Source organism: Octadecabacter dasysiphoniae (genome assembly GCF_021532615.1).
In the GTDB taxonomy this organism is placed as follows: Bacteria; Pseudomonadota; Alphaproteobacteria; order Rhodobacterales; family Rhodobacteraceae; genus Octadecabacter; species Octadecabacter dasysiphoniae.
On the sequence record NZ_JAKGAQ010000001.1, the window covers coordinates 732,138 to 757,391 of the forward strand.

Annotated in this window: 26 protein-coding genes and 1 tRNA gene; 16 read left to right on the forward strand and 11 right to left on the reverse strand. The window is 58.1% G+C overall.

The features are described 5' to 3' along the window. The first annotated feature begins 45 nt into the window (after nucleotides 1-45). The 5 genes from rpiA to L0664_RS03645 all read left to right on the forward strand — a co-directional run bounded on the left by rpiA (nucleotide 46) and on the right by L0664_RS03645 (nucleotide 4,692). Nucleotides 46-834 carry a ribose-5-phosphate isomerase RpiA gene (gene rpiA, locus L0664_RS03625; protein WP_235224259.1) on the forward strand — a complete coding sequence of 263 codons (789 nt, stop codon included), beginning with the start codon at nucleotides 46-48 and terminating at the stop codon, nucleotides 832-834. Nucleotides 835-950: 116 nt separating this feature from the next. Beyond that, nucleotides 951-2,309, forward strand: coding sequence for a glutathione-disulfide reductase (gene gor / locus L0664_RS03630; protein WP_235224260.1), 1,359 nt, complete (start codon nucleotides 951-953; stop codon nucleotides 2,307-2,309). Nucleotides 2,310-2,392: 83 nt separating this feature from the next. Next, nucleotides 2,393-3,601, forward strand: coding sequence for an FtsH protease activity modulator HflK (gene hflK / locus L0664_RS03635; RefSeq protein ID WP_235224261.1), 1,209 nt, complete (start codon nucleotides 2,393-2,395; stop codon nucleotides 3,599-3,601). Continuing rightward, entirely contained in the window at nucleotides 3,601-4,485 is an 885-nt protein-coding gene (gene hflC / locus L0664_RS03640) for a protease modulator HflC (protein ID WP_235224262.1), read from the forward strand. Before hflK ends, hflC begins: the two co-directional genes overlap by 1 nt. Beyond that, entirely contained in the window at nucleotides 4,486-4,692 is a 207-nt protein-coding gene (locus tag L0664_RS03645) for a DUF2065 domain-containing protein (RefSeq protein WP_235224263.1), read from the forward strand. A gap of 16 nt (nucleotides 4,693-4,708) precedes the next feature. Here the strand turns inward: L0664_RS03645 and L0664_RS03650 are convergent, their stop codons facing one another. Next, nucleotides 4,709-5,389: a Crp/Fnr family transcriptional regulator gene (locus L0664_RS03650; RefSeq protein WP_235224264.1), complete on the reverse strand. Its 681-nt coding sequence runs from the start codon at nucleotides 5,387-5,389 to the stop codon at nucleotides 4,709-4,711. Nucleotides 5,390-5,630: 241 nt separating this feature from the next. Here L0664_RS03650 and L0664_RS03655 point away from each other — a divergent pair, with 241 nt between their 5' ends. Then, the gene (locus L0664_RS03655) at nucleotides 5,631-7,082 is read left to right on the forward strand and encodes a Do family serine endopeptidase (protein ID WP_418888016.1); all 1,452 of its coding nucleotides are present in this window, start codon (nucleotides 5,631-5,633) and stop codon (nucleotides 7,080-7,082) included. A gap of 138 nt (nucleotides 7,083-7,220) precedes the next feature. Further along, nucleotides 7,221-7,772, forward strand: a complete 552-nt coding sequence (locus L0664_RS03660; protein WP_235224265.1) for a pyridoxamine 5'-phosphate oxidase family protein — start codon at nucleotides 7,221-7,223, stop codon at nucleotides 7,770-7,772. On the opposite strand, the gene L0664_RS03665 is transcribed toward L0664_RS03660, so the two are convergent. Beyond that, on the reverse strand, nucleotides 7,769-8,329 hold the full coding sequence (locus tag L0664_RS03665; RefSeq protein ID WP_235224266.1) for a peptidoglycan-binding domain-containing protein: 561 nt from the start codon (nucleotides 8,327-8,329) through the stop codon (nucleotides 7,769-7,771). The genes L0664_RS03660 and L0664_RS03665 overlap by 4 nt on opposite strands. A gap of 205 nt (nucleotides 8,330-8,534) precedes the next feature. On the opposite strand from L0664_RS03665, the gene L0664_RS03670 reads away from it, so the two are divergent. Together L0664_RS03670 and L0664_RS03675 are read left to right on the forward strand one after the other, a co-directional pair. Continuing rightward, on the forward strand, nucleotides 8,535-8,858 hold the full coding sequence (locus L0664_RS03670) for a 2Fe-2S iron-sulfur cluster-binding protein (protein ID WP_235224267.1): 324 nt from the start codon (nucleotides 8,535-8,537) through the stop codon (nucleotides 8,856-8,858). Nucleotides 8,859-8,877: 19 nt separating this feature from the next. Beyond that, a complete protein-coding gene (locus L0664_RS03675) occupies nucleotides 8,878-9,600 on the forward strand; it encodes an FG-GAP repeat domain-containing protein (RefSeq protein ID WP_235224268.1) in 723 nt (240 codons plus the stop codon). Nucleotides 9,601-9,637: 37 nt separating this feature from the next. Here L0664_RS03675 and L0664_RS03680 read toward each other — a convergent pair whose 3' ends face one another. After that, nucleotides 9,638-10,414 (reverse strand): adenosylcobinamide-GDP ribazoletransferase, encoded by a 777-nt coding sequence (locus tag L0664_RS03680; protein WP_235224269.1) that lies wholly within the window; start codon nucleotides 10,412-10,414, stop codon nucleotides 9,638-9,640. Nucleotides 10,415-10,489: 75 nt separating this feature from the next. Between L0664_RS03680 and cobT the strand changes: the two genes are divergently transcribed. Beyond that, nucleotides 10,490-11,500 (forward strand): nicotinate-nucleotide--dimethylbenzimidazole phosphoribosyltransferase, encoded by a 1,011-nt coding sequence (cobT, locus tag L0664_RS03685; protein ID WP_235224270.1) that lies wholly within the window; start codon nucleotides 10,490-10,492, stop codon nucleotides 11,498-11,500. A gap of 2 nt (nucleotides 11,501-11,502) precedes the next feature. Here cobT and L0664_RS03690 read toward each other — a convergent pair whose 3' ends face one another. Further along, nucleotides 11,503-13,413 (reverse strand): cation:proton antiporter domain-containing protein, encoded by a 1,911-nt coding sequence (locus tag L0664_RS03690; protein ID WP_235224271.1) that lies wholly within the window; start codon nucleotides 13,411-13,413, stop codon nucleotides 11,503-11,505. Nucleotides 13,414-13,452: 39 nt separating this feature from the next. Further along, nucleotides 13,453-16,581: a hypothetical protein gene (locus L0664_RS03695; protein ID WP_235224272.1), complete on the reverse strand. Its 3,129-nt coding sequence runs from the start codon at nucleotides 16,579-16,581 to the stop codon at nucleotides 13,453-13,455. A 207-nt stretch (nucleotides 16,582-16,788) separates the two neighbouring features. Here L0664_RS03695 and L0664_RS03700 point away from each other — a divergent pair, with 207 nt between their 5' ends. Beyond that, the gene (locus tag L0664_RS03700) at nucleotides 16,789-17,505 is read left to right on the forward strand and encodes an SIMPL domain-containing protein (protein WP_235224273.1); all 717 of its coding nucleotides are present in this window, start codon (nucleotides 16,789-16,791) and stop codon (nucleotides 17,503-17,505) included. A gap of 57 nt (nucleotides 17,506-17,562) precedes the next feature. On the opposite strand, the gene L0664_RS03705 is transcribed toward L0664_RS03700, so the two are convergent. Both L0664_RS03705 and L0664_RS03710 read right to left on the reverse strand, forming a co-directional pair. Next, nucleotides 17,563-18,855, reverse strand: coding sequence for an O-acetylhomoserine aminocarboxypropyltransferase/cysteine synthase family protein (locus L0664_RS03705; protein ID WP_235224274.1), 1,293 nt, complete (start codon nucleotides 18,853-18,855; stop codon nucleotides 17,563-17,565). 445 nt (nucleotides 18,856-19,300) lie between these two features. Further along, nucleotides 19,301-20,329 (reverse strand): hypothetical protein, encoded by a 1,029-nt coding sequence (locus L0664_RS03710; protein ID WP_235224275.1) that lies wholly within the window; start codon nucleotides 20,327-20,329, stop codon nucleotides 19,301-19,303. 85 nt (nucleotides 20,330-20,414) lie between these two features. On the opposite strand from L0664_RS03710, the gene L0664_RS03715 reads away from it, so the two are divergent. Next, the gene (locus tag L0664_RS03715; protein WP_235224276.1) at nucleotides 20,415-20,948 is read left to right on the forward strand and encodes a hypothetical protein; all 534 of its coding nucleotides are present in this window, start codon (nucleotides 20,415-20,417) and stop codon (nucleotides 20,946-20,948) included. A 406-nt stretch (nucleotides 20,949-21,354) separates the two neighbouring features. Here L0664_RS03715 and L0664_RS03720 read toward each other — a convergent pair. Then, nucleotides 21,355-21,438 (reverse strand) — tRNA-Tyr (locus L0664_RS03720). Nucleotides 21,439-21,570: 132 nt separating this feature from the next. On the opposite strand from L0664_RS03720, the gene rlmB reads away from it, so the two are divergent. The 4 genes from rlmB (at nucleotide 21,571) to L0664_RS03740 (ending at nucleotide 23,867) form a co-directional block, all read left to right on the forward strand. Further along, nucleotides 21,571-22,347, forward strand: a complete 777-nt coding sequence (gene rlmB, locus L0664_RS03725) for a 23S rRNA (guanosine(2251)-2'-O)-methyltransferase RlmB (RefSeq protein WP_235224277.1) — start codon at nucleotides 21,571-21,573, stop codon at nucleotides 22,345-22,347. A gap of 12 nt (nucleotides 22,348-22,359) precedes the next feature. Then, entirely contained in the window at nucleotides 22,360-22,671 is a 312-nt protein-coding gene (locus L0664_RS18665) for a hypothetical protein (protein WP_235224278.1), read from the forward strand. A gap of 105 nt (nucleotides 22,672-22,776) precedes the next feature. After that, nucleotides 22,777-23,232, forward strand: coding sequence for a YHS domain-containing (seleno)protein (locus L0664_RS03735; protein WP_235224279.1), 456 nt, complete (start codon nucleotides 22,777-22,779; stop codon nucleotides 23,230-23,232). Nucleotides 23,233-23,402: 170 nt separating this feature from the next. Then, complete coding sequence (locus tag L0664_RS03740) at nucleotides 23,403-23,867, forward strand: CoA-binding protein (protein ID WP_235224280.1); 465 nt, start codon at nucleotides 23,403-23,405, stop codon at nucleotides 23,865-23,867. Nucleotides 23,868-23,876: 9 nt separating this feature from the next. On the opposite strand, the gene L0664_RS03745 is transcribed toward L0664_RS03740, so the two are convergent. From L0664_RS03745 to hisF, 3 genes are read right to left on the reverse strand one after another with little or no spacing between them, the layout of a single operon-like run. Further along, complete coding sequence (locus tag L0664_RS03745; protein ID WP_235224281.1) at nucleotides 23,877-24,173, reverse strand: Dabb family protein; 297 nt, start codon at nucleotides 24,171-24,173, stop codon at nucleotides 23,877-23,879. After that, nucleotides 24,170-24,472 (reverse strand): phosphoribosyl-ATP diphosphatase, encoded by a 303-nt coding sequence (locus L0664_RS03750; protein ID WP_235224282.1) that lies wholly within the window; start codon nucleotides 24,470-24,472, stop codon nucleotides 24,170-24,172. The genes L0664_RS03745 and L0664_RS03750 overlap by 4 nt, the downstream gene beginning before the upstream one ends. A 1-nt stretch (nucleotide 24,473) precedes the next feature. Continuing rightward, nucleotides 24,474-25,232, reverse strand: a complete 759-nt coding sequence (gene hisF / locus L0664_RS03755) for an imidazole glycerol phosphate synthase subunit HisF (protein WP_235224283.1) — start codon at nucleotides 25,230-25,232, stop codon at nucleotides 24,474-24,476. Nucleotides 25,233-25,254 lie beyond the last annotated feature (22 nt).

The following is a 25,254-nucleotide window of genomic DNA, read 5'->3' on the forward strand; positions in this document are numbered from 1 at the left end:
TCTATAAGGGCGACAAGAACGATTCACCCGTGCAGGAGCTGCCCCATGCCGTCCGATCTGTCCCCCATCGACAAAGCCAAATTCGTCGCTGCGAAACAAGCGACCCAATATGTGCAAGACGGCATGAAAGTGGGCCTTGGAACAGGGTCGACCGCCGCGTGGCTGGTCAAATGCCTTGGCGAGATGGTCGAGAAAGATGGGTTGAAAATCAAGGGTGTACCGACCTCCACACGCACTGCGGAATTGGCGCGTGACGTCGGGATTGAGGTGATTTCGCTGGATGAGGCCAAATGGCTGGACCTGACGATTGACGGCGCGGACGAATTTGATGGCAACCTGAACCTTATTAAAGGCGGGGGCGGTGCTTTGCTGCAAGAAAAGATCGTGGCGACGGCGAGCGATCAGATGATTGTTATCGCGGATGCGGCCAAGAACGTCGAAACGCTCGGGAATTTTCCTTTGCCGATTGAGGTGATCCCGTTCGGTTGGCAAACGACCAAAACACTGGTCGAAGAAACGCTGATCGGTATGGACGTGTTGGGGCGCAAAGTATCGCTGCGCATGAACGGTGAGGCGCCGTATTACACGGATGAGGGCAATCATATCCTTGATCTGCACCTGAACCGGATTGGTAATGCGCGGCAATTGTCGTTGATCCTCAATCAGATACCGGGCGTTGTTGAGAACGGGTTGTTCATCGACATTTGTGATATCGTAATCATCGGATTTGGTGATGGGCGTGTGGAAGTGCGCGACATCAACGAAGGATCCGTAGAAGAAGGCCGCATCGATTTCTTGGAAACCGACAACCTGTTCGCGGACCTGAACGACTAGGCATGTTCGCGCTGCATGTGGTCCCTGCGGAGCGCACAGCCCTGTGACTGGCCAACGCCGCAGGCCTGTGATCTATCGATAGCCGAAATTAAGTCCCCGTTTGAAAGGCCCCTGAGATGTCCGATTTTGACTACGATCTTTTTGTGATTGGCGGCGGATCTGGTGGCGTGCGCGCCGCGCGGGTCGCGTCGGCGACGGGGGCCAAGGTTGGTCTGGCCGAAGAATTCCGCATGGGCGGCACCTGTGTCATTCGCGGCTGCGTTCCCAAAAAGCTGATGGTGTTCGCGTCCGAGTACCAAGAGATGTTCGCGGATGCGCGCGCCTATGGTTGGGACGTCAGCGATGGCACGTTCGACTGGTCGAAATTCCAGGGTCGTATGCACGCCGAGCTGGAGCGCCTTGAAGGGATTTATCGCAAGCTTCTGGCCAATTCTGATGTGACGATCCACGACAGTCGCGCAACGGTGTCCGGCCCCCACGAGGTGACGCTGGCTGACGGGTCCACATTCAGTGCCAAACACATTCTGGTGGCGACAGGCGGGCGGCCTGTTTTGCCGGATATGAAGAACGCTGATCTGGGCATCACGTCCAACGATATTTTCAATTTACCCGAACTGCCCAAGAATATTTTGATTGTAGGGGGCGGTTACATCGCGTCCGAATTTGCCTGCATTCTGAACGGGTTGGGCGTGGCGGTAACGCAGTTTTATCGCGGCGCGCAAATCCTGCGCGGCTTTGATGATGAGGCCCGTGGGTTGGTGTCTGAGATGATGATCGAAAAGGGCGTCAATCTGCATCTGGGCACCAATGTTCTTGAGATGGAAAAGCGCGAGGGCGGCATCTGGGTGAAATGCACCAACGGATCCGAAGCGGTTTTTGATCAGGTGATGTTTGCCACAGGCCGCACGCCGAACACGGATGGTTTGGGGCTTGGGGATGTCGGCGTAGACATCGGGCGGCGCAACGAAGTGGTCGTTGACGATTATAGCCAGACAAAAGTGCCCAGCATTTATGCCATCGGCGATGTGACAAACCGTGTGCAGCTGACGCCTGTGGCGATCCGCGAAGGCATGGCGTTTGTGGAAACCGTATTTAAGGGCAACCCGACGAAAGTGGATCACGATCTGATCCCGTCGGCGATTTTCACACAACCAGAAATGGGCACCGTTGGCCTAAGCGAAGAAGATGCGAGTGAGCAGGAAGCCGTTGAAATCTATGCCACATCTTTCCGCCCGATGCAGACGGCATTCGCGGAAAAACCGGACCGCGTGTTGATGAAACTGGTGGTGTCAAAGGCCACGCGCACGGTTCTGGGATGTCATATTGTCAGCCCCCACGCCGGCGAGATGATCCAGCTTGCGGGTATTGCGATCAAGATGGGGGCCACGAAGGAACAGTTTGACGCAACCTGCGCCGTACACCCGACAATTTCCGAAGAACTGGTGACGATGCGCGATCCGGTGAGAACCGCTTGAATTTCGCGGCGTAAAGCACACTTATAGACATAGACGATAATAGGCCCCGGCAGTGGGGTGGTTAGCAAGGGAAGACAGGCTTAATGGCTGGAAACAACGGCGGCCCCTGGGGGGGCGGAGGCAATGATGGCGATGATGACGACGATCGTTTTCGCCCGAATGGAAATGGCGACCGCAATGGCGGGCGTCGTCCCAACAACGACCCGCAAATCCCCGAATTCGATGAAATCGTAAATAAAACCAAAGACCAGCTGCGTGTGCTGATCGGTGGCGGGAACGGCAATGGCCGGACCGGCGGAAGTGGTGGCGGGGCCGGTGGCCCACAAATCACGCGCGGTATGATCGGCCTTGGTGCGCTGGCGGCTGTGGCCGTTTGGGCCTTTTCGAGCTTTTACACCGTCCGGCCCGAGCAAAAATCGGTCGAGCTGTTTCTTGGCGCGTCTTATGCCATCGGTGAGCCCGGTCTGAACTTTGCGCCGTGGCCTTTGGTCACAGCGGAGGTCGTGAACGTGACACAGGAACAAACCATCGAAATCGGTGTGGGCCGTGGCAACACAGCAGATGCGGGTTTGATGCTGACGGGTGATGAAAACATCGTCGACATCGACTTTCAGGTGGTTTGGAACATCACAGAACCTGACCGCTTCTTGTTCAATCTGGCCGATCCGGAAACAACAATCGCTGCCGTGGCTGAATCCGCCATGCGCGAGATTATTGCACAATCCGAGCTTGCCCCGATCCTGAACCGGGACCGTGGTGCGATTGCGGATGGTGTGATGGATCAAGTCCAATCCACGTTGGACAGCTATGATGCGGGTGTGAATATCATTCGTGTGAACCTTCAGGCCGTGAACCCGCCAAGCCAGGTGATCGCGGTAGAAGACCTTGATGGCAACACAACGCAGACATCGCCGCTGGCAGCGTTCCGCGACGTGCAAGACGCCGAACAGGAACGGGATCGTTTGCAAAACCTCGCGGATGCTTATGCCAACCGCGTTCTGGCGCAAGCCCGTGGTGAAGCAGCGCGTTTGCTGGAAGAAGCCGAAGGATATCGTGCCCGCGTGGTGAACGAAGCCCAAGGTGAGGCGAGCCGTTTCTTGGCCGTTCTTGACGAATACCAAAAAGCACCGGAAGTGACGCGTCAGCGTTTGTATCTGGAAACCGTCGAGGCGGTTTTTGGATCAACCGACATCATCCTGCTGGATGACAACGGCCAGGGCGGGGGCGGCGTTGTGCCGTATCTGCCGCTTGACCAAGTGCGCCGACCTACGACTGATGGGGGATCAAACTGATGAACCGTTCCACTTATATCCTTCCGATTATCGTGATCGCGGTTGCGGCCGTCATGTCATCGATCTTCATCGTGGACGAACGCCAAAAGGCGCTTGTGCTGCAATTTGGCCAAATCGTTTCGGTTAAAGAAGACCCAGGTATCGGGTTCAAAATCCCGCTGGTTCAAGAGGTCGTGTTTTATGATGACCGTATCCTGAGCCGTGACGTTGACCCGCTTGAGGTCACGCCGCTGGATGATCGTCGTTTGATCGTTGACGCCTTTGCGCGTTACCGGATCACCAACGTCGAACGCTTCCGTCAGGCTGTTGGTACGGGCGGCGAAGACGCTGCGGCGCGTCGTCTGGATTCCATTCTGCGGGCAGAAATGCGCGAAGTTCTGGGTTCGGTTAGCTCCAACGATATCTTGTCCACGGACCGTGCGGCGCTGATGTTGCGTATTCGTAATGCGGCCATCGCTGAGGCAAATGCACTGGGGATCACAGTGATCGACGTGCGCCTGAAACGCACTGACCTTCCGGCGGAAAACCTGAATGCGACGTTCCAGCGTATGGTTGCAGAACGTGCCCGTGAAGCCGAAGACGAACGTGCCCGCGGTCGTGAAGCCGCACAGCGCATCGAAGCGCAGGCAGATCGTACGGTTGTTGAATTGGTGTCTGAAGCCAACCGCGAAGCCCGCGTTATTCAGGGTGAAGCGGACGCCGAACGCAACGGTATTTTTGCCGGCGCATATGGTCAGGATGCGGAATTCTTCCAGTTCTATCGCTCGCTTGAGGCGTATGGAATTGCGATCGGTCAAGGCAACGCACGTTTGGTGCTAAGCCCGGATCACGAGTTCTTTAACTACCTGCGCAACGAAAACGGCACCAGCACACCGGATCGCTAAATGGGTATCGCACTTCTTGCCCTCGGGCTGGTTTTGATTGTTGAGGGGCTGGTGTACGCACTGGCCCCTTCGCTTGTCGAAGACATGCTGTCCGCATTGCGCGCGCTGACGCTGGAACAACGCCGCCTGATCGGGTTGGGCGCACTGGCCTTGGGTGTCGCGCTTGTCTGGTTGGCCGCAGCGTTTGGTGCTGTGGGCGGAGTATAGACGCGGGTTTTGGTCACTAAGCCGGAACGACGGGGGATGCCGGATGGGCCACGGCATGGGTGACTTTTTGCGCCAGATCATGCCCCAGTATTGCGTCCATCGCCAATTTGAAACGCGGGTTGCGCGCTGAGGTGCGGCGCATGTCGTTCAAATCCCACCGCACGATTTCTGCACCGGCGAGAACAGTAGACGTCGCCGCACTTGGGCGATCCAGCAGATAGGCCACCTCACCAATGAACACACCGGCGGGCATCGTGAATTGCGCGCCTGTCTTTGTGACATTGATCGCGCCTTTGATGACATAAACAAGGTGGGTCACGGTGTCGCCTTCGTGGGTGACGACCGTGTCTTGATCCAGTGTTGTGCGGGTCGCGTGTTTCATCACTTGGCGAAAATCACCGGGGTTCACGATGTTAAAGCGGTCGTAGATATCTGCATGGGCACGGGGCAGGGCGATGCGAAAACGGCCCATGGTGAGGATAATCATGCCGATGAGGTTTGCTGTTGTCAGGCCGATTGTCGTGTAGATCGCACCGTACAGCGGTTCGGCGGCAGCGGTCGCGTAATAGGCGATATAAAAGGCGGACCCGATCAGCACGAACAGCCGCAACTGCATTTTGTTGATGATCAAATAGCCCAACGCGTAGCACCCCGACGCGAGAGAAACCAAAACGGCCGGTGTGAAAAAATCAAACATATGAAGCGCCCCAAATCGCTGAATTGATGCAGATTGGGCGGGAAACCTGTGATGTGGCAAGGAAATGTTGTCATTTACTGCATGAAGATGTGTTCACGCGTGGGTGACGACGCCGTGTTTGGCGTTGCGCTGGGCCGCATCAAGCCTACATTCAATACAAGCGGCGCATCTGCGCCAGTCATTGCGTAAGAGGAGATGCCACGTGAATTTGCCCCAGAAGTCCCGCGCACGTGCGGTAACCATGCAAGCCCCCCAGATCGATAGCCGTCAGAAATGGCTGGCTGCACTATTGATGGGTATGGCGATGGCCGTAGCGACGGTCGTGCCGGTGGATGCCCAAAATCGCCCTGCGACGTTTGCGGAATTGGCCGAACAGGTCAGCCCGTCGGTTGTGAACATCACCACAAGCACGGTGATTGCCGGGCGCACAGGTGATCAGGGCATCGTGCCCGAAGGATCGCCGTTCGAGGATTTCTTTAACAACGATCCCGGCGGGGAGCGCCGCTCAAGCGCGTTGGGGTCCGGTTTTGTGATTTCCGCGGACGGGTACATCGTCACGAACAACCACGTGATTGAGGGCGCCGACGAGATCGAGATCGAATTTTTCCCTGGCGATGGCCAACCAAGTGAGCTGTTGCCTGCTGAGTTGATTGGCACGGATCCGAACACCGATATCGCCGTGCTGAAGGTCGAATATGACGAGCCATTGCAGTTTGTTGAATTTGGCGACAGCGATGATGTGGGTGCACGTGTTGGCGATTGGGTCTTGGCGATGGGCAACCCGCTGGGGCAGGGGTTTTCCGTGTCCGCCGGTATCGTATCTGCGCGCAACCGATCCTTGCAGGGCACATATGACGACTACATCCAGACGGATGCGGCCATCAACCGTGGCAATTCGGGTGGACCGTTGTTCAACATGGAAGGTGATGTGATTGGCGTGAATACGGCCATTCTGTCGCCCAACGGCGGATCGATCGGCATCGGGTTCGCGATGAGTTCTGCAGTTGTGACGAATGTTGTCGACCAGTTGCAGGAATTTGGTGAAACACGCCGTGGCTGGCTTGGCGTACGCATTCAGGATGTCACGGTCGATATGATCGAAGCAATCGAAGGCCTTGCACAGGCGCGCGGTGCGATGGTGACGGATGTTCCTGCTGGCCCTGCCGAAGATGCGGGCATGCAAGCGGGCGACATTATCCTGACGTTTGACGGGATCGAGATCGAGAACACGCGCGAGCTGGTTCAGATTGTGGGCAACAGCCCTGTCGGCAAAGAAGTTCCAGTTGAAACCCTGCGCAACGGTGAGATGATTGATCTTACGGTTGTTCTGGGGCGTCGTGAAACGGCAGAATCTGCAGCCTTCCCCGACCCCGAAGCCCCTGAAGAAGGCACACCGGACACCACCAACATGCTGGGCATGACATTGTCCGAAATCTCGCCTGATATGGAAGAAAGCCTTGGTGTTGAGGCCGGATCCGGTCTGGTCGTGGTTGAGGTCGAGGATGGATCAGAGGCGGACACCAAAGGTTTGCTTGCGGGTGATCTGATCACCGAGGCTGGCCAGCAGAAGATCAGCGGGATCCAAGATTTCGAAGCTCGTGTAGAAGAAGCCCAAGAGGCAGGGCGCAAGTCGCTACTGCTGCTGGTACGCCGCGATGGTGCGCCACGGTTTGTGGCACTTGGGCTGGAATAATCTGGTTTAGATGACGAAGAAAGGCGTCCCAATCGGGGCGCCTTTTTTAATTTGGGGGCCGCTGCGTGCGCCTGAAAGATTGACACCGCAGGGGTGTTCATGGTTCGTTCTTGATCACAGCAACATGAGGACGATGTGATGGGAATTAAGACAGATAGGCTCAACCGTTCGTTTCGCGCATTTATCGAGGACCAGGCCGTGTTTTTTGTGGCGACTGCTGGCCCCGAAGGGCGCGTGAACATGTCGCCCAAGGGTATGGATTCCCTGCGCATCCTGTCGGATCAAAAGATTGTCTGGCTGAGTATGTCGGGCAGTGGCAACGAGACCGCCGCGCATATGCTGCAAGACCCGCGCATGACGTTGATGTTTTGTGCGTTCAAAGGGGACGCATTGATCTTGCGAACGTATGGTCAGGCCCGCGTTATTCATCCGCGCGACGCACAGTGGGACGAATATTATGGGTTGTTTGATGATTTCACGGGAGCACGAAATATATTTGTGCTTGATATTGATTTGGTGACCACGTCTTGCGGCAGCGGCGTGCCGGAAATGTCGGTTGTGCGCAGCCGTGGCGAAACGGAGATGGAGCCGTTTTTTGCGGACATGGGGCCTGAAAAGGTCAAGGCGTTTTGGAAAAAGAAAAACTCAACGAGCCTGGATGGACAACCTACCGGTATTTTTGACGATTAAAGCTCACCGCGCGGCAGGGCGACCAGACCCAGCGTGCGCGCAGTTTTGAGGGTGAGCTGGCCTGTGTGCACGTCGTCCTGATCTGTTTGGAAACGTTCGATTGCGGCACTGGTGCGTGGATCAAGGGTGCCGTTGATGGCCCCGCGGTAATAGCCGCGCGCGACCAAGGCGCGTTGCACGGACGCGATAAATTCGGGCGTTTGGACGGTTGCACAGGGCGTTTCGAATTCGACTTCGCGGCGTTCGCGCAGGATTTGTTGACGGGTTACCGTGCGAAACGCGGCGGGGCTTTGAACGCTGCCATCGCTGCGCACCACGGCTGGTTGCACCAGCACTTGTTCGGTCACGGTTTCGATGATCGCAGGTGTGGTTGCGCGGGCAAAGCAGGTGCCGTCGGCTGAATTCACGACCGCAGGTTCGGTGAGCGGGCCGATGGTTTGTGACGCTGAGATCGATTGGTCAGAGCGGGTCGCGTAGCTTTCCATGCACCCAGCCAAAAGCGCCAGCGCAAGGCCGGCGCCGACGTATCGTCTGGTGCGGGGTCTATGGGTCGTCATCTGCTCATCCTCGGGCTCTAGCGGCCCGTGTTTCGTGTAGTGATAGCCCAGCGGATGCGCGTCACAAACCCCGCAGCGCGGACTTGCGCGAAATCAGGAGCAAATGGTGTCGTATCCGCCACCTTTTGGGCGCAAAAAGGCTGGTAGGGCGCGGCGCGGCGTCCTATCTATTTGCCAACAGCATTTTAGGGAAAGGCCCAAGATCATGGCGAAAATTACATATATCGAGCACGGCGGCAAAGAGCACATCGTAGAGGTGGCCAACGGCCTGACGGTTATGGAAGGCGCGCGCGACAACGGCATTCCGGGTATCGAAGCGGATTGCGGCGGGGCCTGTGCCTGTTCCACCTGCCACGTTTATGTGGATGCGGCGTGGGTCGAAAAAATCCCCGCGAAGGATGCGATGGAAGAAGACATGCTTGATTTCGCCTATGAGCCTGATCCGGCGCGGTCCCGTTTGACGTGCCAGTTGAAGGTGACGGATGCGTTGGACGGGCTGGTCGTTCAGATGCCCGAGAAACAGATTTAACATGGCGCTGCGTCCCCGAATGCGTGCGTGGCGAGGATTGGTTCGCAGCGCTTGGCTGACGGCGTGTTTGGGGTTGGCAGGGGCGGCGGGTGCCGAAACGATCATCGGCGCGACGTTTCAGGGGCCGACGGATCGGTATGGCCATGCAATCCTTGGTGATGCGATCGAGTATTCCGAACTGGTGATTGAGACCGAAGACTGGGCCAACACCACGCGGTACCGCATAACCTTACCCTTCGATCACGTCTTTGAAGATGTGATGCCGCGATTGTGGGACATCACGGGCGACGGAAAGCCGGAAGTTGTGGTGATCGAAACGGATGTGTCGCTGGGTGGATCTTTGGCGGTCTATGACCAGACAGGATTGATTGCGCAGACGGACCATATCGGGCGATCAAACCGTTGGTTGGCTCCTGTTGGTGCCGCGGATTTCGATGAGGATGGCCGGATTGAGGTCGCTTTTGTGGATCGCCCGCATCTTGCGAAGGTGTTGCGGATTTTTGAATGGGATGGTGTGGCTCTTGTGCTGGACGGCGAGGTGGAGGGGCTGACGAACCACCGGATCGGTCAGGATTTCATTTCCGGCGGGCTGCGTGATTGTGGCGCCGGACCACAGATGGTGACGGCTGACCGTGATTGGTCGGATGTGATGGTGACGTCTTATGATGGTGGCTGGATCACGCGATCTGTGGGGCCGTTTTCGCCGGATTGGTTGGCGGCCGTATTACGCTGTGAGGCTTGATGCCTCCGGCGGGAATATTTTTGAAGCAAAGACGGGGTTAGATCAGGGTCGCCGTTAGAGTGAGCAGGATTGCGATTTCTGATACTTGTTGCGTGGCACCAAGGATGTCACCCGTTTGACCACCAATTTTTGCCTTGGCGATTAAGGCACAGGCGGTCGCGGTGAGCAGGGCGGCGGCAATAAGCCAGAGACCGCCAAGTTGGAACATGATCAAAGTCGCGATGATGGCCGTGCCTTCGGCGATGCGTGCAGGTGTCTTGCCCGGGCGTCCGACGCTGTGGCTTAGGCCGGTATCGCGTGCGTGGGGCAGGCGGGCCATGATCGGAACCATCACCGCACGGCTAAGCATGGCCGCAGCGATGACCGCGTGCCAAAGCAAATTGTGATCGATGGCGAGGGTGAGCGCATGCCAGCGCAGGCCGAGGCCGAGGGTCAGGGCGATAACACCGTAGGCCCCGATTGAGCTGTCTTTCATGATTGCGAGGCGGCGCGCCGTGTCCCAGCCGCCCCAGAGGCCATCGGCGGCGTCGGCCAACCCGTCTTCGTGCATAGCGCCAGTTATGATCACCAGTGTTGCAAGGACAAGACCAGCGGTCAGGGCGGGCGTGAGGCCAGCCCAGAGTGCAATTTGGCCGACCGCACAGGCGATCAACGCGAGGATCAGGCCCGCGAGCGGGTAGGCCCATGCGGCCTTGGCGCCCCGTGCAGTTGCGCGCTGCGTGTCCACACGCACAGGCAAGCGGCTGAGCAAGCCAAGGGCTGCGGGCACGTCAGAAAGCACCATCAGGGATGAATTGTCGCGGTTGTCTTTCATGGGCCGTTTCCTGTCTGGTCTTTCCCGCTGTCTTGGGTAGAGATTGCGCGAACCCTTTGCAATGAGGCCTATGACATGACTGCACCTTTCGCCACTCTAGACGAGTTTCGCCAAACACTTGAGGGCCAATCCGGGCCTGATATGGCATCCATTGCCGGAGCGAAGGAACGTAACGGCCAGCTGACAAAGCCGCCCGGTGCGTTGGGACGGCTAGAGGATCTGGCGATCTGGTATGCAGGGTGGCGTGACACTGACCGCCCCCAGATTACCGCACCGCAAGTTATTGTTTTTGCGGGAAACCACGGCGTTTGTGCGCAGGGCGTGTCAGCTTTTCCGCCCGAAGTGACCGTGCAAATGGTGGCAAATTTTGAACACGGCGGCGCGGCGATCAACCAGTTGGCCAAGGCGTTTGGCGCAAAAATGGATGTTCATGCGCTTGACCTCGAAATGCCGACACAGGATTTCACCGTCGCCCCCGCCATGAGCGAGGCCGAAGTTGTTTTGGCACTCAGCACGGGCTGGAACGCGGTTGATCCGGCCAGTGATGTGCTGGTTGTGGGCGAAATGGGCATCGGTAACACGACGTCTGCGGCGGCTGTTGCGGCGGCTGTTCTGGGCGGATCAGCGCAGGATTGGACCGGACGCGGGACAGGCGTTGATGACGATGGATTGGCGCGCAAAACCGATGTGGTTGCGCGTGGGTTGGCACGACACGACACGTCTGACCCGCTTGAAGCGCTGCGATGTTTGGGCGGGCGCGAATTGGCGGCGATGGCCGGCGCGATCGCGGCTGCGCGCACGCACCGTATCCCGGTGATTTTGGATGGTTTCATCTGTTCGGCCGCCGCTGCGACGCTTGAAAAGGCAGTGGAAGGTGCGCTTGACCATGCAGTTGCAGGACATCTGAGCGCTGAGGGCGCGCATGCGAAATTGCTGGATGCTTTGGGCAAGCAGCCGATTCTGTCGTTGGGTTTGCGTCTTGGCGAAGGGTCAGGTGGCGCGTTGGCGATTGGCGTGTTGCAGGCCGCCGTCGCGTGTCATTCGGGTATGGCGACGTTCGCAGAAGCAGGTGTTGCGGCGGGCTGACGTTAATCGCCGTTCGGTTTTTGCGCCGGACGGCCCCCCGCACGCACCGCTTTGCGTTCGGCCTCGTCCAGTGTTTCGGCCAGACGGGTTTCAAGGTCGCGGTTGGCGGCTTTTGCGCGTTCGACGTATGCCTTGTTGTCTTTGATCGGGATGTTTGGATCCCAAACCTCGGCGAGGTCGAGCTGGGTTGCGCGGTCGTGATGATAGAACGACATTTCTGCCTCTGACGCTTCGTATTCGCCGATCCCGAGGTTTTCGAGAACATAGCGCCCGGCCCGCAAAGAGCTGTCAAACAATTCGCGTACAATGTCATTCGCGCCCGCTGCATACAGTTCATAGACATGCACGCGGTCGCGCGCGCGGGCGACGATGTGGATGTCGGGGCGGCGTTTGCGGGCATATTCAACCAGTTTGACCGCTGACGCCTTATCATTGACGGCCACGACCAGAACGGCCGCATCATCTAGGCCCGCAGCGTGCAAGATATCGGGGCGTGTCGGATCACCAAAGAAGCCTTTGAAACCGAAAGTACGCATCAGTTGGACGGTTTTGAAATCGCTGTCCAGAACCACAGTGCTAAAGCCGCTGGATTGCACAAGGCGGTTCACGACCTGACCAAAGCGACCAATGCCCGCGATGATCACTTTGCCTTTTTCGTCAATTTCATCTTCTTGGTGATCCGCATTGTCCGAACCGATCCGGCGCGAAACCTGATCGTAGGTGATGAACAAAAGCGGTGTGATCATCATCGACAACGCCACAATCAGCAGCAATTCTGAGCTAAGCTGCGCACCGAGCACTGCGGTGTCTACGGAAAATGCGATAAGGACGAAGCCGAATTCGCCTGCTTGCGCAAGACCAAGGGTGAACAGCCAGCGCGCGCGGGTGTCCAGTTTGAACAGCAGCGCAAGGACATAAAGAACCGTGCCCTTGATCAGCATCATCGCAACCGTGAGGCCGACAATACGCGCAGGGTCGGATGCCAGAACCTCAAAGTTTATGCCGGCACCGACGGTAATGAAAAATAGCCCCAGCAGCAGGCTCTTGAAGGGTTGCAGGTCTGATTCCAGTTCGTGGCGAAATTCCGAGTTGGCGAGAACAACGCCCGCAAGGAATGTGCCAAGGGCTGCGGACAGGCCGACAAGGCCCATCAGGGCCGCAATAGACACAACGATAAGAAGGGCCAGCGCGGTGTACATTTCGCGCAGTTTTGCGTGGTGGATATAGCGAAACAGCGGCCGGGTGAGGAAGATGCCCACAAGGATCACGGATGCCACGGCGCCGATGGTCACCAATGTGACGCCCCATGCCGGAAGGCCCGCGACAAGGCTGACAGAATGATCGGCTGCGTCCGCCGCCGTATCCGTAGCGCGTATCATGGATCCGTCCGGTTGCACCGTCACAGGAGAGCGCAGGGCCAACAGCGGAATCAGCGCCAGCATCGGGATAACGGCGATGTCCTGTGTCAGCAGCACCGAGAACGTGTTGCGCCCGCCGCTGGTTTGCATCAGCCCTTTTTCTGACAGGGTTTGCAACACGATGGCCGTCGAAGACAGCGCGAAAATCCACCCGATCGCGAGCGCTGTTTGCCACGGCTGACCCAACATCATAAAGCCGCCCATTAAGGCCAAGGTCGTCAATGATATTTGCAGTCCGCCAAGGCCCAACAGGCGATGGCGCATGCCCCAAAGGGCGCGTGGTTCCAGTTCAAGGCCAATGAGAAACAGCATAATCACGACGCCGAGTTCGGCGATATGTTGCAGTTCTGTCGCCTCCGCGCCGAGCAGCGGGCCGATTGCGACGCCCGCCAGCAGATATCCAAGCACCGACCCAAAGCCCAACCTTGCAGCAAGCGGAACCGCGATCACGGCAGCGCCAAGCAAAAGCGTCGCGAGGAGGAGGATTTCTTGCATGGTCTTTAGATCGGCATCTGTGCGCGGGAACGCAAGGGTTTATCCTGCCACTTGCAAGGTAACGGCGCGGCCCCGTTTTGTATAGCTCAGTGCGCCAGCGCTGATTGCGGTGACACGGCCACCATCAAGGCGATCCCCGACCGTTACACGCACATAGCGCCCGTTGCCAAGCCGCACGAGCGCGCGGCGGTCACTGCTGCCGCCATAAATTCCAATAAGGTTCACATCGCGCAGGTTCATCGCGTTTTCCAAAGTCGCGTTCTGGGCGACGGCCCCGCCTGTTGGTCCGGAGGGCGCGACTGTGCGCGGCGCAACCGAGGCCACTTGGGCTGCGGCGCGTTCCTGAGCTTGGTTTGCACGTGCGACGATGCGGTCCATATTACGCGGGCGCGGGTCTGGGCGGCTGCTTGTTGGGACGGCCAAAGCCGTGGGATTGACGATCGGGTTGGGTCGGCTGGCGGCGGCTTGTACGGCGGCGGCGATCGCGGGCGAGATTTGCAACCCGTTTTGGGTGGCGGCGGGTGCGGCGGCCTCTAACAGGGCGGGTTCGGGATCAGGTGTCGGGGCAGGCACAGGTGCAAGGCCCGCCGGACGGGTGCGCGGACGAAATGCCGAGGCTTGCGATACCGTCAGCGCGCCGAGAACCGGCGTATTCGCAACGGCGGCTGCCGCTCGGATCACGGTGGCCGGGCGTGCCAACGGGCGGCGGGTGTCGGCCGTGGGTGCAACCGCACTTTCTACGGCAAGGGCGGCGGCCACATCTGCGGTCAAACTGTCGAGTGCTGCATCATTTTGCGGCGCGATGGTGCCCGGACGCGCGGGCGGCAGAACCGGCGGTGCGCCTGCGATCACGTTGAGCCCCTCTACGATGTCCTCGGGCGCGGGGGCTGGCACTGTTGGTGTTTCGATCACAGCAATCGGTGTCGCGACGGGGGCTGCGGTTCCGGGGCGGATCGGCGGCAGAACGGGCGGCGATCCCGCAAGCACCAAAAGGCCGTCCGTGGCCAACAATGGTGCATCCCCCGCTGCAAGCGCTGCGGCCTGCGGTTCGGGGGCCGGGGCCTGTGTGCCCGTGCGAATTGGCGGTTCAATTGCGGGGCGGCCCGCGATGACAATGACGCCTTCGGGGGCATCTACAACGGGGGCCGCTTCCTCAGGCGTGAGGGCGGCAAGCTGGTCTTGCGGGGTGATTTCTGGCGCGACGGTGCCCGGACGGGTTGGCGGGTTAAGCGGCGGCGCGCCCGCAATCACCAAGATACCATCGGGGGTGACGTTGCCCTGTTCGGTTGCCACCACAAGCCCGTCAGAGCCGAAATTAAAGGTCGTGTCAGGGGCGGGGGGATCGATCGGGGTCGCGATCAACGCGTCGCCTGAAATGCTGCTGACAGAGGAAAGCGGGCTGGATGGAACGCGGGGAACAGTGCTGGCTGGTGTGCCGAGCGCCAACGTATCAAGGGATGTTGTGCGCGGAGTTTGTGGAATGCGGGGGGCCCTTTGCCACACTCCGGTGGCGGCATAGATGCGCGTTGCTTCTTCGGGGGAAAGGACTTGTCCACCGGGCGGCGCGGTCGGCGTGGCCAAGGCATCTGGTGCACTGGCCACTTGCGGTTCTGCGGGTACGGCGGCGGCCACCTCCGGCACCGTGGCGGGGTCTGTTGCTGCGATTTGTGTGTCTGCCGATCCAAAGCCGAACCAGCTTGCGATACCTTCTTCGGACAAGGCGGCGAAGGCAGCAATGGCAAGGAGGAACAGCAGCAGGATGGCGGTCAGGATCAGGCCGAGGAACCGTGGCTTGCCGCCGATAACGGGTTTCGGCTTTGGCTGTTTGCGCGCGCCGAAAACGGTCTTGCGCGCAGGTTCGGCGGGCTTTGCCGCCTCTTTCGCCTTGGCTTCGGCGCGGGCCATGCGGCGGCTGGCGAACATGCCCCCCACCGCGCCACCAACGGCGGATGCGGCACCCATGGCCGTGGCGGCTGCACCGCTGCGCGGTTCGGATGCGTCTTTGTCGTCCGCGTTTTTTGCGTCAGGCGCGTCGGGTTCAACTGTCAGTGATGCGGCTGACACGGCGGCGTCGGGCGACAAGGCTGTTGATGCCTCGCCCGTGACTGGCACGGCGACATCTGCATCCGGTGCGTCCGTCGTGATCGGCGCCGTTGCGACATTGTCAGCGTCACGGCTTGGTGCCGCGAGAGGCGGAACGCTGGTTTCGCCAGCGTCCGTTGGCACCGCGAGGGCCGGGGGCGCTGCGCGGCTGAACGTCGGTTCAGCGCGGGTCGGGGCATCTGGCGTTTCCGGCTTTTCAGCAGGGCGGCCTTCGTTGCGATCTGCCCGCAAACGGGATGCGAACATCGGGGCTGGTGTATCTTCTTCGATCGTGGCCGCGTCGTCGGCGTCTTGCGGCGGGGCGTCATCGTGAACGGGCTCTGTCGGGGTGTCATCGATGTCCGGAGCAGGCGGTTCTTGTGGTTCGACCTCTGCGGCAGTCTGTGCTGCTTCGGGGTCAGGTTCAGCCACTGGCGCAGGGATCGGATCAGGGATGAATTCGGGTTCCGGGTTTGCGTCCGGCTCCGGTGTTGGTTCGGCTTCAACCTGCGGCTGGGACTCCGGTTCTACGGGTGTGGCGGTTTGCACAGCATCCGCGACGACTGGCTCAGGCTCAGGCTCAGGCTCGGCGATTGGGGCAGGGTCGGGTAGGGTGACGTCCGCCTCTCCGATTACAACGACAGGTTCTGCGTCTCGCTCTGCTGTATGGCCGTTTGTGGCGCCAAAAAATGCCTCTCCCACGTATGTAAACGGTTCGGGCACTGCGGCAAAGCTGATCGGGTTAAAGCCGTGTTCTGTCGCGAATTGCTGCGCCTCGTCCAGGGTTTCGCGCGCAACGGCTGCAACATACGTCCGCCCGCCACCTTTGGCGAAATCATAGGTGAGTTCATCAACCGCATAGGGCGTTGCGCCGTGCAACGCATCGCGCACCTGTTCGTCCTCTGCGCGGGTCGTATCCAGCGCGAGGTATTTGATTTGATCGTTCGGGATCAACAGCTTGGTCGCGATGCCGCCGGGTTCAAGGGATTCAGCCGCACCGCGCAGGCGTGCCAATGATCCGGTCACATCCGCGTCGTCCAACGCGACCTGTCCGACCAAATGCCACCCACCAGATGTTCGGTGCATGAGGCGTAGTCCGTCAAAGGACAAAGACAGGGCAAAATTCGATTTCATTCGCGTGACTTAGCATTCTGTATCGGGGCTGAAAACTCCCCTTTTTCATGGCTTCAAACGCTACAGCAACCTTTCGCCCACGCCAAGCGCGACTTTTCCCAAGGATTGCAGCGCGGCGCACGTCAGATAGGATGAAACCATAGTATCAGGAGCTTTCTTATGCGTTCACTTATTGCCCTAACCCTTATTACCGGCACGCTGGCCTTTGCCGCACTGTCATCCCCCGCAGCCGCCCAGGACCGCACCATTTCGGTGACAGGACGTGGTGAAATCATGGTCGAACCGGATATGGCAACGGTGGTCATTGGTGTGCAGGCAGAAGCGGAAGACACCGCACAAGCCTTGGATCAAGCGAGCGCGGCAACCGCGGCGATTTTGGCGACGCTGGACATTGAAGACATCCCGGCGGACGATATCCGCAGCGGCGCGATCCGCCTGCAACCGCGTTACAGCCAAAGCGTTTTGTCCTCAGGGCAGCAAATTATCGGGTACCGTGCGGTCAATTCTATTGAGGTTAATGTGACAGACCTTGATCGATTGGGCGGGCTACTGTCCGCGATGGTCGGGGACGGGGCGAACCGTCTGGACCGCGTGAATTTCGGCTTGCAAGACCCGTCTGCCGCCACGGATGAGGCCCGCCGCCGTGCTGTTGCCGAAGGTGCACGGTTGGCCGCCCTTTACGCGGATGCAGCTGGCGTAGCTGTTGGTGATTTGATGACATTGTCTGAAGGCGGTGGGGGTGGCTACCGCGCGCTAGAAGCGGAACCTGTGATGCTGGAAATGGCGGCGTCGTCCCCGCAATACGATGTGCCGGTTGCCCCCGGAAATATAGTGATCAACGCGTCCGTCAGTATGGTTTACGCGATTGTTGACTAACGGTCGATACGAAAAAGGGCCCCGCACCAGCGAGGCCCTTTGACAGATTTCAATGGTTTAGGCTGTCGCTTTGGCCAGTGCCTGATCAAGGTCCGCGATCAGATCATCCGCGTCTTCCAGCCCGATTGAAACGCGCACAACGCCGGGGCCCGCGCCTGCGGCCTCTTGTTGCTCAGCCGTCAGTTGGCGGTGCGTGGTCGACGCGGAATGGATGATCAGGCTGCGCGTATCACCCAAGTTCGCCACGTGGCTAAAGATCTCCAAGCTGTCGACAAGTTTGATACAGGCGTCGTAGCCGCCCTTTACCGCAAAGGTGAACAGCGCAGATGCGCCACGTGGGCAAACCGTTTTGACACGATCAAAATACGGCGAGGATTCCAGACCTGCGTAGGTTACGTAATCCACACGGTCGTCGCCCTCTAGCCAGTTGGCCAGCTTTGTGGCGTTTTCAACATGGCGATCCATGCGCAAAGACAGGGTTTCGATGCCCATCAATGTGTAGTGCGCCGCCTGCGGGTTCATTGTCATGCCAAGGTCGCGCAGACCAATGGCGATGCCGTGGAACGTATAGGCAAGCGGGCCGAACGTTTCGGCGAATTTCATGCCGTGGTAGGCAGGTTCAGGCTGGGACAGGGATGGAAATTTGTCAGACGCAGCCCAATCGAATTTACCGGAATCAACCACACAGCCACCCGTGACCGATCCATTGCCCGTCAGATATTTTGTGGTGGAATGAACAACCAAGGTCGCGCCGTGTTCGATGGGGCGGCACAGGTAAGGCGTCGCTGTGGTGTTGTCGATGATCAGCGGAACACCAGCGGCGTCGGCGATATCAGCAATTGCGCGCACGTCCATGATGTAGCCGCCGGGGTTGGCAATCGCTTCGCCAAAAATCGCACGGGTGTTGTCATCAATTGCTGCCTTAACAGCAGCAGTGTCGTCCATATCAACAAACTTGGCTTCCCAACCAAAACGTTTGATGGTCTGGCTGAACTGCGTGATCGTCCCGCCATAAAGGCGCGAGGACACGACAACATTCATACCCGGCTGCATGATCGGGAACAGCGCCATGATCTGGGCCGCATGACCGGATGAGCAACACACCGCACCTGCGCCGCCCTCAAGTGTGGCAATCCGTTCTTGCAAAACAGCGACAGTCGGATTTGTCAGGCGCGAATAAATATACCCGACCTCTTGCAGATTAAACAAAGCCGCGGCGTGATCTGCATCACGAAACACATAGGCTGTCGTTTGATAAATCGGCGTGTTGCGCGCGCCGGTTGCTGGATCAGGGCGGGCGCCTGCATGGATTTGCAAGGTGTCAAAGCCGTAGGATGGCGTGTCGGTCATGGTCTTCTCCGTGGGTTAAGTTGGGCTCAGGTTAAAGAGTTCGGCGGCGGACCTCAATGAGCGTCGCGCGTCGGCAATTGTGGCGCGGTTATTTGGCCAAAATCACCCAGCCCAAAGAAATCTGTTTGGTGCGGGCTTGTTCGGTAAGGTGTCGTTAACCAAGTCATGTCATTGGCTGTTCTGCGGTACAGGCAGGAATGCCGATGGCCGTAAGCGAAGACGAGTGATCTTTTTTGGCTCCGGTGCGTCCTGACGGGGCGTGCCGGATGTCCCTCATCGTGTCTTTGCTTTGGAAATATTCTCGGGGGGCCGTGAGGCGGGGGCAGACAGCCCCTTCAGTCCGTCCCGCCAATTTCGATCTTGTCCGGTTTGATCTCGGATTTTCACTAGAAAATCCGCCGCCGCCCGCCGCAGGCGCCAATCGAAGATTGATGTTCAATCGACGTCAACGCATCCAGAACCCTTCTTTCTTGATCCGGTTTCGCAGCTGGCGTTCACGCGGCGGCAGGTCGTCTTGATCAAACATAGCGCGCACTTTTTCGCCGCGCCCTTGATAGATCATCCGCTTGAACGGGTCATATTGCTTTAGCCATTTTTTCACTTTGTTGGGGTTGGTGACGTCCTCCAACACTTTGACAACATGGTCATTTTCGCGTGCATAGAGCAGTGGCAGCAGGCGGTAATGGCATGTCAGATCACCATCAAGCCCCGCCAAATCATCACCGGGGCGCCCGCCGCCAAAGCTGTGGATCACCAATGGCAATGCCACTTGGTCAAGCCACGGATCAAGCGACTGCAACACAAGTTCCTCGGGGCGATTGTCGCGGATGTCCAAGGCCCAATCGCGCCAGCGCTGCCCGAAAGCGGGGGCATCAAACCCGGTGACCCAGCCCGCGTTGAAATACAAATAGCGCGCCCAGTATTCGTCCGGTTGATCCAGATCCAATGTGCTGTCGAATTCTAATCCATACCGATCATAAAGCGATTTCCACGTTGCGGAATATCCGGGCCAATACAATTCTTCCTCGGGCCATGTGCCCGTGCGCCGCATAGACGCTGAGGGGCGGGTAAAATCTGTCGCCAGTGTTCCAAGATCGCCCAAGATCAATGTGTCGCTGTCCAAGAACAGAAAATTTCGCCCCTGCGGCATGGCGCAAAGCGCTTCGATTTTGTTGCCATGGGGGTAGGTCACCCCGAAGGCTGTATTTTCGAATGGCAAGATCACCGCGCCGAGCTCTTCGAGCGCGCCTTTGATATCGCCGGGCATGCTGGGGTCTTTGGGCCAAAGCGGTCCTGCTTGGGGTTCTGCCACATACAGCGTGCCTGCAAAGGTTGGGGCATTGGCGCGCAAGGACGCGGCCAACAACAAACATTCATACTGCAAGCGCCCATGTTGGCCGACGACGACGATGTCGAAATCAGATGACAGGGTCGGCGCGGACTGGGCCGCGCGCGGTGTGGATTTATTTGCCATTTTGCTTGCCTGCTTGTCTTTTGTCGCCACTATAGGGGCGCTGCGGGCCGGACGCAAAGGCCTGTTTGCTGAATAGGAGAGCGAAATGATTGATTTATTTTTGCCGTTGATTATTGGCATTGGCCTCGGGATTGAACCACCGCAGACGCAGGTCATTGCGGTTGAACCTGCCGGAGTTGTTGAGGAAATCACACCGCTGTCCGAAGGGTCGGGCGATGATCTGACTGCCGCGCGCGCGCCTGAGCCACAGATTGCGACAGGCAAATTCACGACCGCCCTGGAAGTTCGCCCGATCTTGGGCATGACCAAAAGCAATTGGGTCGGTGTGCGTGAATTTGACGGGCGGGATTTGGTGTATTTCAGCCATCTGATGGCGTGGCGCTGCGGGCTTTGGGATATCCGTTACGGGATCAATGGTGCGCCCGCTGACATTGTGGTGCCGATGGAACCCTGCAACGACGCATTCGCCCAACCCAATGTCATGGTCGATGTTGAAAATTTTCTGCCTTACGTGATCTATCCGCTGGGCAGTGTTGAAAGCATCTATATCGAGATCGTGTTCGATGATGGCGGCATGGATTTCGCACAGTTTCAGCGCAACGAAGTGCGTATTCCCTAAAGGCTGAGCCAAATCGGTCAGTTTTGGCTGTTGCCAGGCGGGCATCTAAATTCTGTGCGCAATTGTGCGATATAGGCTGTGTGGCTGTCTTAGGTCTCAAAGGCGTCGTGCCACGCGCATATCGTTCGTGTGATGGTCTAGAGAGCAAAGCCCGTACAGACCCCTGATACCAAGGTTTGCGAACGCTTCCAAAAACATCACAGGATCTTGCCCATCTTTGTTGAACTCCTGCCGACCACTGCATGACTAAATTTCATGTTATGGCTACGACGCGCCATTGGCCGAGAACCTTGCAACGCCATCCGCGCCAGTAAACAAAGGCGATCTGGGCATGGCCCTTGCGATTGGCTTATAGAGTGGCTAGCCTCAAAATTACACTAATAAATCAGATATTTATAGGGAAAAGTGGTGGGCGACCCTGGAATCGAACCAGGCGTGCGTCTCCGCGAGGGAGTTACAGTCCCCTGCCACACCTTGCGGCCTGTCGCCCACTGGCGGCGTCAATAGCTTTGGCGTGTTGGGGCGTCAACCTCAATTGCGCGCAATTTCGGTGCTAAATTACAGTCAGGCTTGCGGTTTTTGCCGATCCCCCGCATGAGGGGGGCAGGATTAGGATTTTACTATGAAAAAGCCACAATGGGTCGTTGATAAAGAACGCGATAAACGGGCGGCGGCGAACCATACGGTTTGGCTGTTTGGCCTGCATGCGGTGCGCGATGCGTTGCTGAACCCTGCACGTGAAAAATTGCGGCTGGTCGTTACGCGCAATGCCCTTGATCGTCTGGGGGATGCCGTGGCCCATGGGCCAGAGCCTGAAATGTGCGAACCCCGCAAGTTTGCAGCCCCCATTGATCCGCAATCAGTTCATCAGGGGGCGGCCTTAGAAGTGAAGCCGCTGGATTGGGGTAATGTTGTGGATCGCTGCATGGGCGACGGTGTCACCCCGCCGCGTGTTCTTTTGCTGGATCGTGTGACGGATCCGCACAATGTTGGCGCGATTTTACGATCCGCGGAGGTGTTTGGTGCACAGGCCGTCGTGGCGATGTCACGCCATGCAGCACCCGAAACTGGTGCGTTGGCTAAGACCGCAAGTGGCGCGTTGGAACGTCAGCCTTATCTGCGGGTGCGCAATCTGGCGGATGCGATCGTTGAATTACAGGGCATGGGATACCTTGTTCTCGGTCTGGACGGTGAGGCCGAAGGCACGATCGAACAGGCGGTTGACGGCAAGCGGGATCGCGCGATTGCGTTGGTGTTGGGGGCTGAGGGGCCGGGTTTGCGTGAAAAAACCAAAGAAACCTGTGATGCCTTGGTGAAAATCGACTTTGCGGGTGAATTTGGGTCACTCAACGTCTCAAATGCTGCGGCGGTCGCCCTATATGCAAGTAGAGCGACCTAAACCGGAGAGATCATGCCAGCCCAGAAAATCGCCACGTGTTGTTATTGTGGCACCCGCGCTGCGTTGGTGTTGCGTGGAAAAGATCGCCACGAGTTGAGCTGTTCAAGCTGCGGCGCGCCTTTGCATGACCTCAAAATGTTACCAAAAGCAGCCTCGCGGGGGACTGCGCCTGCGGCGACACCCACCCGCCCGAGGCCCAAACCAACGCACCCAAAACAACCCCATCCCAAGGCCCGAAAGGTCAAAAAACGCAATAAACGCAAGGGGATATGGCGCAAGATCGTTGAAGAGGTCTGGGACGAAATCGAAGACATTTTCGATTGAAACATTTGCGCACGCTTCGTCACGGTTGGGCGAGGTGGGTGTTTTTGAAAGGTGAGATGGTCCAAGTAGGGTGCAACACGAAATTGATTGTTGGAGACCCAAACTATGCTGACCCGCCGCCTGATTTTGACCGCCGCCATCGCGGCCCCTGCCGCTGCATTGTTAAACCGCCCCGCCATGGCCGCAGAGCCTGAGGTGTTTTCTGTTGATGATATTGCCATTCGCGGCACCGATCCCGTGGCATATTTCACGCAAGGTGCGCCAATGGCCGGCAGCCCAGAGCATGCGTTGATGTGGCAGGGTACAACCTGGCATTTCGCGTCAGCCGAAAACATGGAACTGTTTATGGCCAACCCCGAAGCCTACGCGCCGCAATATGGTGGTTACTGTGCCTTTGCGATGTCCAAGGGCTATGTTGCAACCTCGGTCCCTGAGGCTTGGACGGTGCATGAAGATAAGCTGTATCTGAACTATTCCGTCAATGTGCGTCAGGTTTGGCTTGAGGATGTGCCCGGCAACATTGTCTTGGCGGATGGCAACTGGCCGACTGCGCTGGGTTGATCACGATTGCCTGATCAGGCCTTAAATGGCGGGACTTCGTTCATAGATATTTGAGGCAGACGGGGGTTGGAACTCCTTCGTTTGTTCTCACTGTCCCTCGTTCCGTACCTTGCGCCCGCATTTCAGTGCGGGCGCTTTTTTGTAGAGATTTCGTGGGCTAGGGTAGTGAAATGTATAGTGATTCACTGATCAAGGATGTGTTGAAGCGGGCCCGCGTTGTCGCCGTCGTGGGTGTGTCGGCCAACCCGGTACGACCGAGCTATTTTGTGGCGCGTTACCTTGGGCTTAAGGGGTTTCGTGTTGTTCCAGTGAATCCCGGATTGGCGGGGCAGACCCTGTTTGGTGAAACTGTATACGCCTCGTTGGCTGACATCCCGTTTGATGTTGATATGGTTGATATTTTCCGCCGCTCTGAAGCGGTGCCTGCGATTGTGGATGATGCTTTGGCCCGCTGGCCGGATTTGCAAACCGTCTGGATGCAGATCGGAGTGGAGCACCAACAGGCTGCGTCCGTCGCTGAGGCGCGCGGTGTGACGGTGATCCAGAACCGATGCCCGAAGATCGAATATCAACGTTTGTTTGGCGAATTGCGGATGGGCGGGTTCAACACGGGCGTGCTGTCGTCCAAGTTGTAAAATGACAATTTAGGCGTCATCGAGCCGCAGGTCTGCGGCAACGCGAATGTCACGCAGTGGGCGCACGCGGCGGATGGATTCCGCATAGAGCGGATGTGCCTTGTAGGCGGCTAATGCGGCCTCATCCTGGATATCGGCCATCACAACAAAATCAGGATGCGGCCCTGGAATTTCATCAAGATTGAGGTTGCGATGGACGGCAAAACGCACAGCGTGGGGATTGTCTTTTAGAACCCAAAGACCCGCTTCGATATCGTCCAGATAGGTTGGATCAATAGCGGAAAAAAACGCGATATGGCGGATCATCTGTTCGCTTTCTCGCTCAACCCCGACTGGGTTGTTCTGCTGTCCAATTCTGCTTCGATATCCGCCAAGGTCACACCGTGCGCTGCGCACATGACCAGCAGGTGATACATCACATCCGCGGCTTCCGATGTTAGGCGGGATTTATCGCCTTTTGTGGCTTCGATTATTGCTTCGACGGCTTCTTCGCCAAATTTTTCAGCTGCTTTGTCAGGGGACGCCAACAGCTTGGCTGTCCAGCTTTGTTCTGGATCACCACCGACCCGGTTTGCAATTGTTTGGGCAAGATTTTTTATCGACATTTCAAATCCTTACAGGAACGCCTGCCGCCTGCATGTGCGCCTTGGCTTGCGGGATTGTATAGGTTCCGAAGTGAAAGATCGATGCGGCAAGAACAGCAGATGCGCCGCCTTTTGTCACACCTTCAACAAGGTGATCGAGGGTGCCAACACCCCCAGACGCAATAACCGGGATCGACACCGCGTCCGTAACGGCGCGCGTCAGGGCCAGATTGAAACCTGACTTGGTGCCATCGTTGTCCATCGCCGTGAGCAGGATTTCACCCGCACCTTTCGCCTGCGCGGTCAGGGCGAATTCCACAGCATCAATGCCGGTCGCACGGCGTCCTCCGTGGGTGAAGATTTCCCAACGACCAGGGGCCACCGTTTTTGCGTCAATTGCGCAAACAATACACTGTGATCCAAAGCGCAGTGCGGCCTCTGTCAGAACATCAGGGTCTGCCACCGCTGCGGAGTTGAAAGAGACTTTGTCCGCGCCCGCCAAAAGCAGATTTCGCACGTCGACATGGGTGCGAACCCCGCCGCCGATGGTCAGCGGCATAAAGCAGGCCTCGGCGGTGCGGGTGGCCAGATCATACATGGTGCCGCGGTTTTCCTCGGTCGCCATAATGTCGAGAAAACACAACTCGTCTGCGCCCATATCGTTGTAGCGAATGGCGGATTCCACGGGGTCGCCGGCATCGACGATATCGACAAAATTGACACCTTTGACGACGCGGCCATTGGCGACGTCCAAACAGGGGATGATGCGTGTTTTTAACATGGCGCAGGTTTACCCCGACCCG

Excerpts from the sequence above, each read along its gene's own strand:
- rpiA (WP_235224259.1), top strand. The coding sequence starts at position 46 with ATGCCGTCCGATCTGTCCCCCATCGACAAAGCCAAATTCGTCGCTGCG.
- gor (WP_235224260.1), top strand. The coding sequence starts at position 951 with ATGTCCGATTTTGACTACGATCTTTTTGTGATTGGCGGCGGATCTGGT.
- hflK (WP_235224261.1), top strand. The coding sequence starts at position 2,393 with ATGGCTGGAAACAACGGCGGCCCCTGGGGGGGCGGAGGCAATGATGGC.
- hflC (WP_235224262.1), top strand. The coding sequence starts at position 3,601 with ATGAACCGTTCCACTTATATCCTTCCGATTATCGTGATCGCGGTTGCG.
- L0664_RS03645 (WP_235224263.1), top strand. The coding sequence starts at position 4,486 with ATGGGTATCGCACTTCTTGCCCTCGGGCTGGTTTTGATTGTTGAGGGG.
- L0664_RS03650 (WP_235224264.1), bottom strand. The coding sequence starts at position 5,389 with ATGTTTGATTTTTTCACACCGGCCGTTTTGGTTTCTCTCGCGTCGGGG.
- L0664_RS03655 (WP_418888016.1), top strand. The coding sequence starts at position 5,631 with ATGCAAGCCCCCCAGATCGATAGCCGTCAGAAATGGCTGGCTGCACTA.
- L0664_RS03660 (WP_235224265.1), top strand. The coding sequence starts at position 7,221 with ATGGGAATTAAGACAGATAGGCTCAACCGTTCGTTTCGCGCATTTATC.
- L0664_RS03665 (WP_235224266.1), bottom strand. The coding sequence starts at position 8,329 with ATGACGACCCATAGACCCCGCACCAGACGATACGTCGGCGCCGGCCTT.
- L0664_RS03670 (WP_235224267.1), top strand. The coding sequence starts at position 8,535 with ATGGCGAAAATTACATATATCGAGCACGGCGGCAAAGAGCACATCGTA.
- L0664_RS03675 (WP_235224268.1), top strand. The coding sequence starts at position 8,878 with ATGCGTGCGTGGCGAGGATTGGTTCGCAGCGCTTGGCTGACGGCGTGT.
- L0664_RS03680 (WP_235224269.1), bottom strand. The coding sequence starts at position 10,414 with ATGAAAGACAACCGCGACAATTCATCCCTGATGGTGCTTTCTGACGTG.
- cobT (WP_235224270.1), top strand. The coding sequence starts at position 10,490 with ATGACTGCACCTTTCGCCACTCTAGACGAGTTTCGCCAAACACTTGAG.
- L0664_RS03690 (WP_235224271.1), bottom strand. The coding sequence starts at position 13,413 with ATGCAAGAAATCCTCCTCCTCGCGACGCTTTTGCTTGGCGCTGCCGTG.
- L0664_RS03695 (WP_235224272.1), bottom strand. The coding sequence starts at position 16,581 with ATGCACCGAACATCTGGTGGGTGGCATTTGGTCGGACAGGTCGCGTTG.
- L0664_RS03700 (WP_235224273.1), top strand. The coding sequence starts at position 16,789 with ATGCGTTCACTTATTGCCCTAACCCTTATTACCGGCACGCTGGCCTTT.
- L0664_RS03705 (WP_235224274.1), bottom strand. The coding sequence starts at position 18,855 with ATGACCGACACGCCATCCTACGGCTTTGACACCTTGCAAATCCATGCA.
- L0664_RS03710 (WP_235224275.1), bottom strand. The coding sequence starts at position 20,329 with ATGGCAAATAAATCCACACCGCGCGCGGCCCAGTCCGCGCCGACCCTG.
- L0664_RS03715 (WP_235224276.1), top strand. The coding sequence starts at position 20,415 with ATGATTGATTTATTTTTGCCGTTGATTATTGGCATTGGCCTCGGGATT.
- rlmB (WP_235224277.1), top strand. The coding sequence starts at position 21,571 with ATGAAAAAGCCACAATGGGTCGTTGATAAAGAACGCGATAAACGGGCG.
- L0664_RS18665 (WP_235224278.1), top strand. The coding sequence starts at position 22,360 with ATGCCAGCCCAGAAAATCGCCACGTGTTGTTATTGTGGCACCCGCGCT.
- L0664_RS03735 (WP_235224279.1), top strand. The coding sequence starts at position 22,777 with ATGCTGACCCGCCGCCTGATTTTGACCGCCGCCATCGCGGCCCCTGCC.
- L0664_RS03740 (WP_235224280.1), top strand. The coding sequence starts at position 23,403 with ATGTATAGTGATTCACTGATCAAGGATGTGTTGAAGCGGGCCCGCGTT.
- L0664_RS03745 (WP_235224281.1), bottom strand. The coding sequence starts at position 24,173 with ATGATCCGCCATATCGCGTTTTTTTCCGCTATTGATCCAACCTATCTG.
- L0664_RS03750 (WP_235224282.1), bottom strand. The coding sequence starts at position 24,472 with ATGTCGATAAAAAATCTTGCCCAAACAATTGCAAACCGGGTCGGTGGT.
- hisF (WP_235224283.1), bottom strand. The coding sequence starts at position 25,232 with ATGTTAAAAACACGCATCATCCCCTGTTTGGACGTCGCCAATGGCCGC.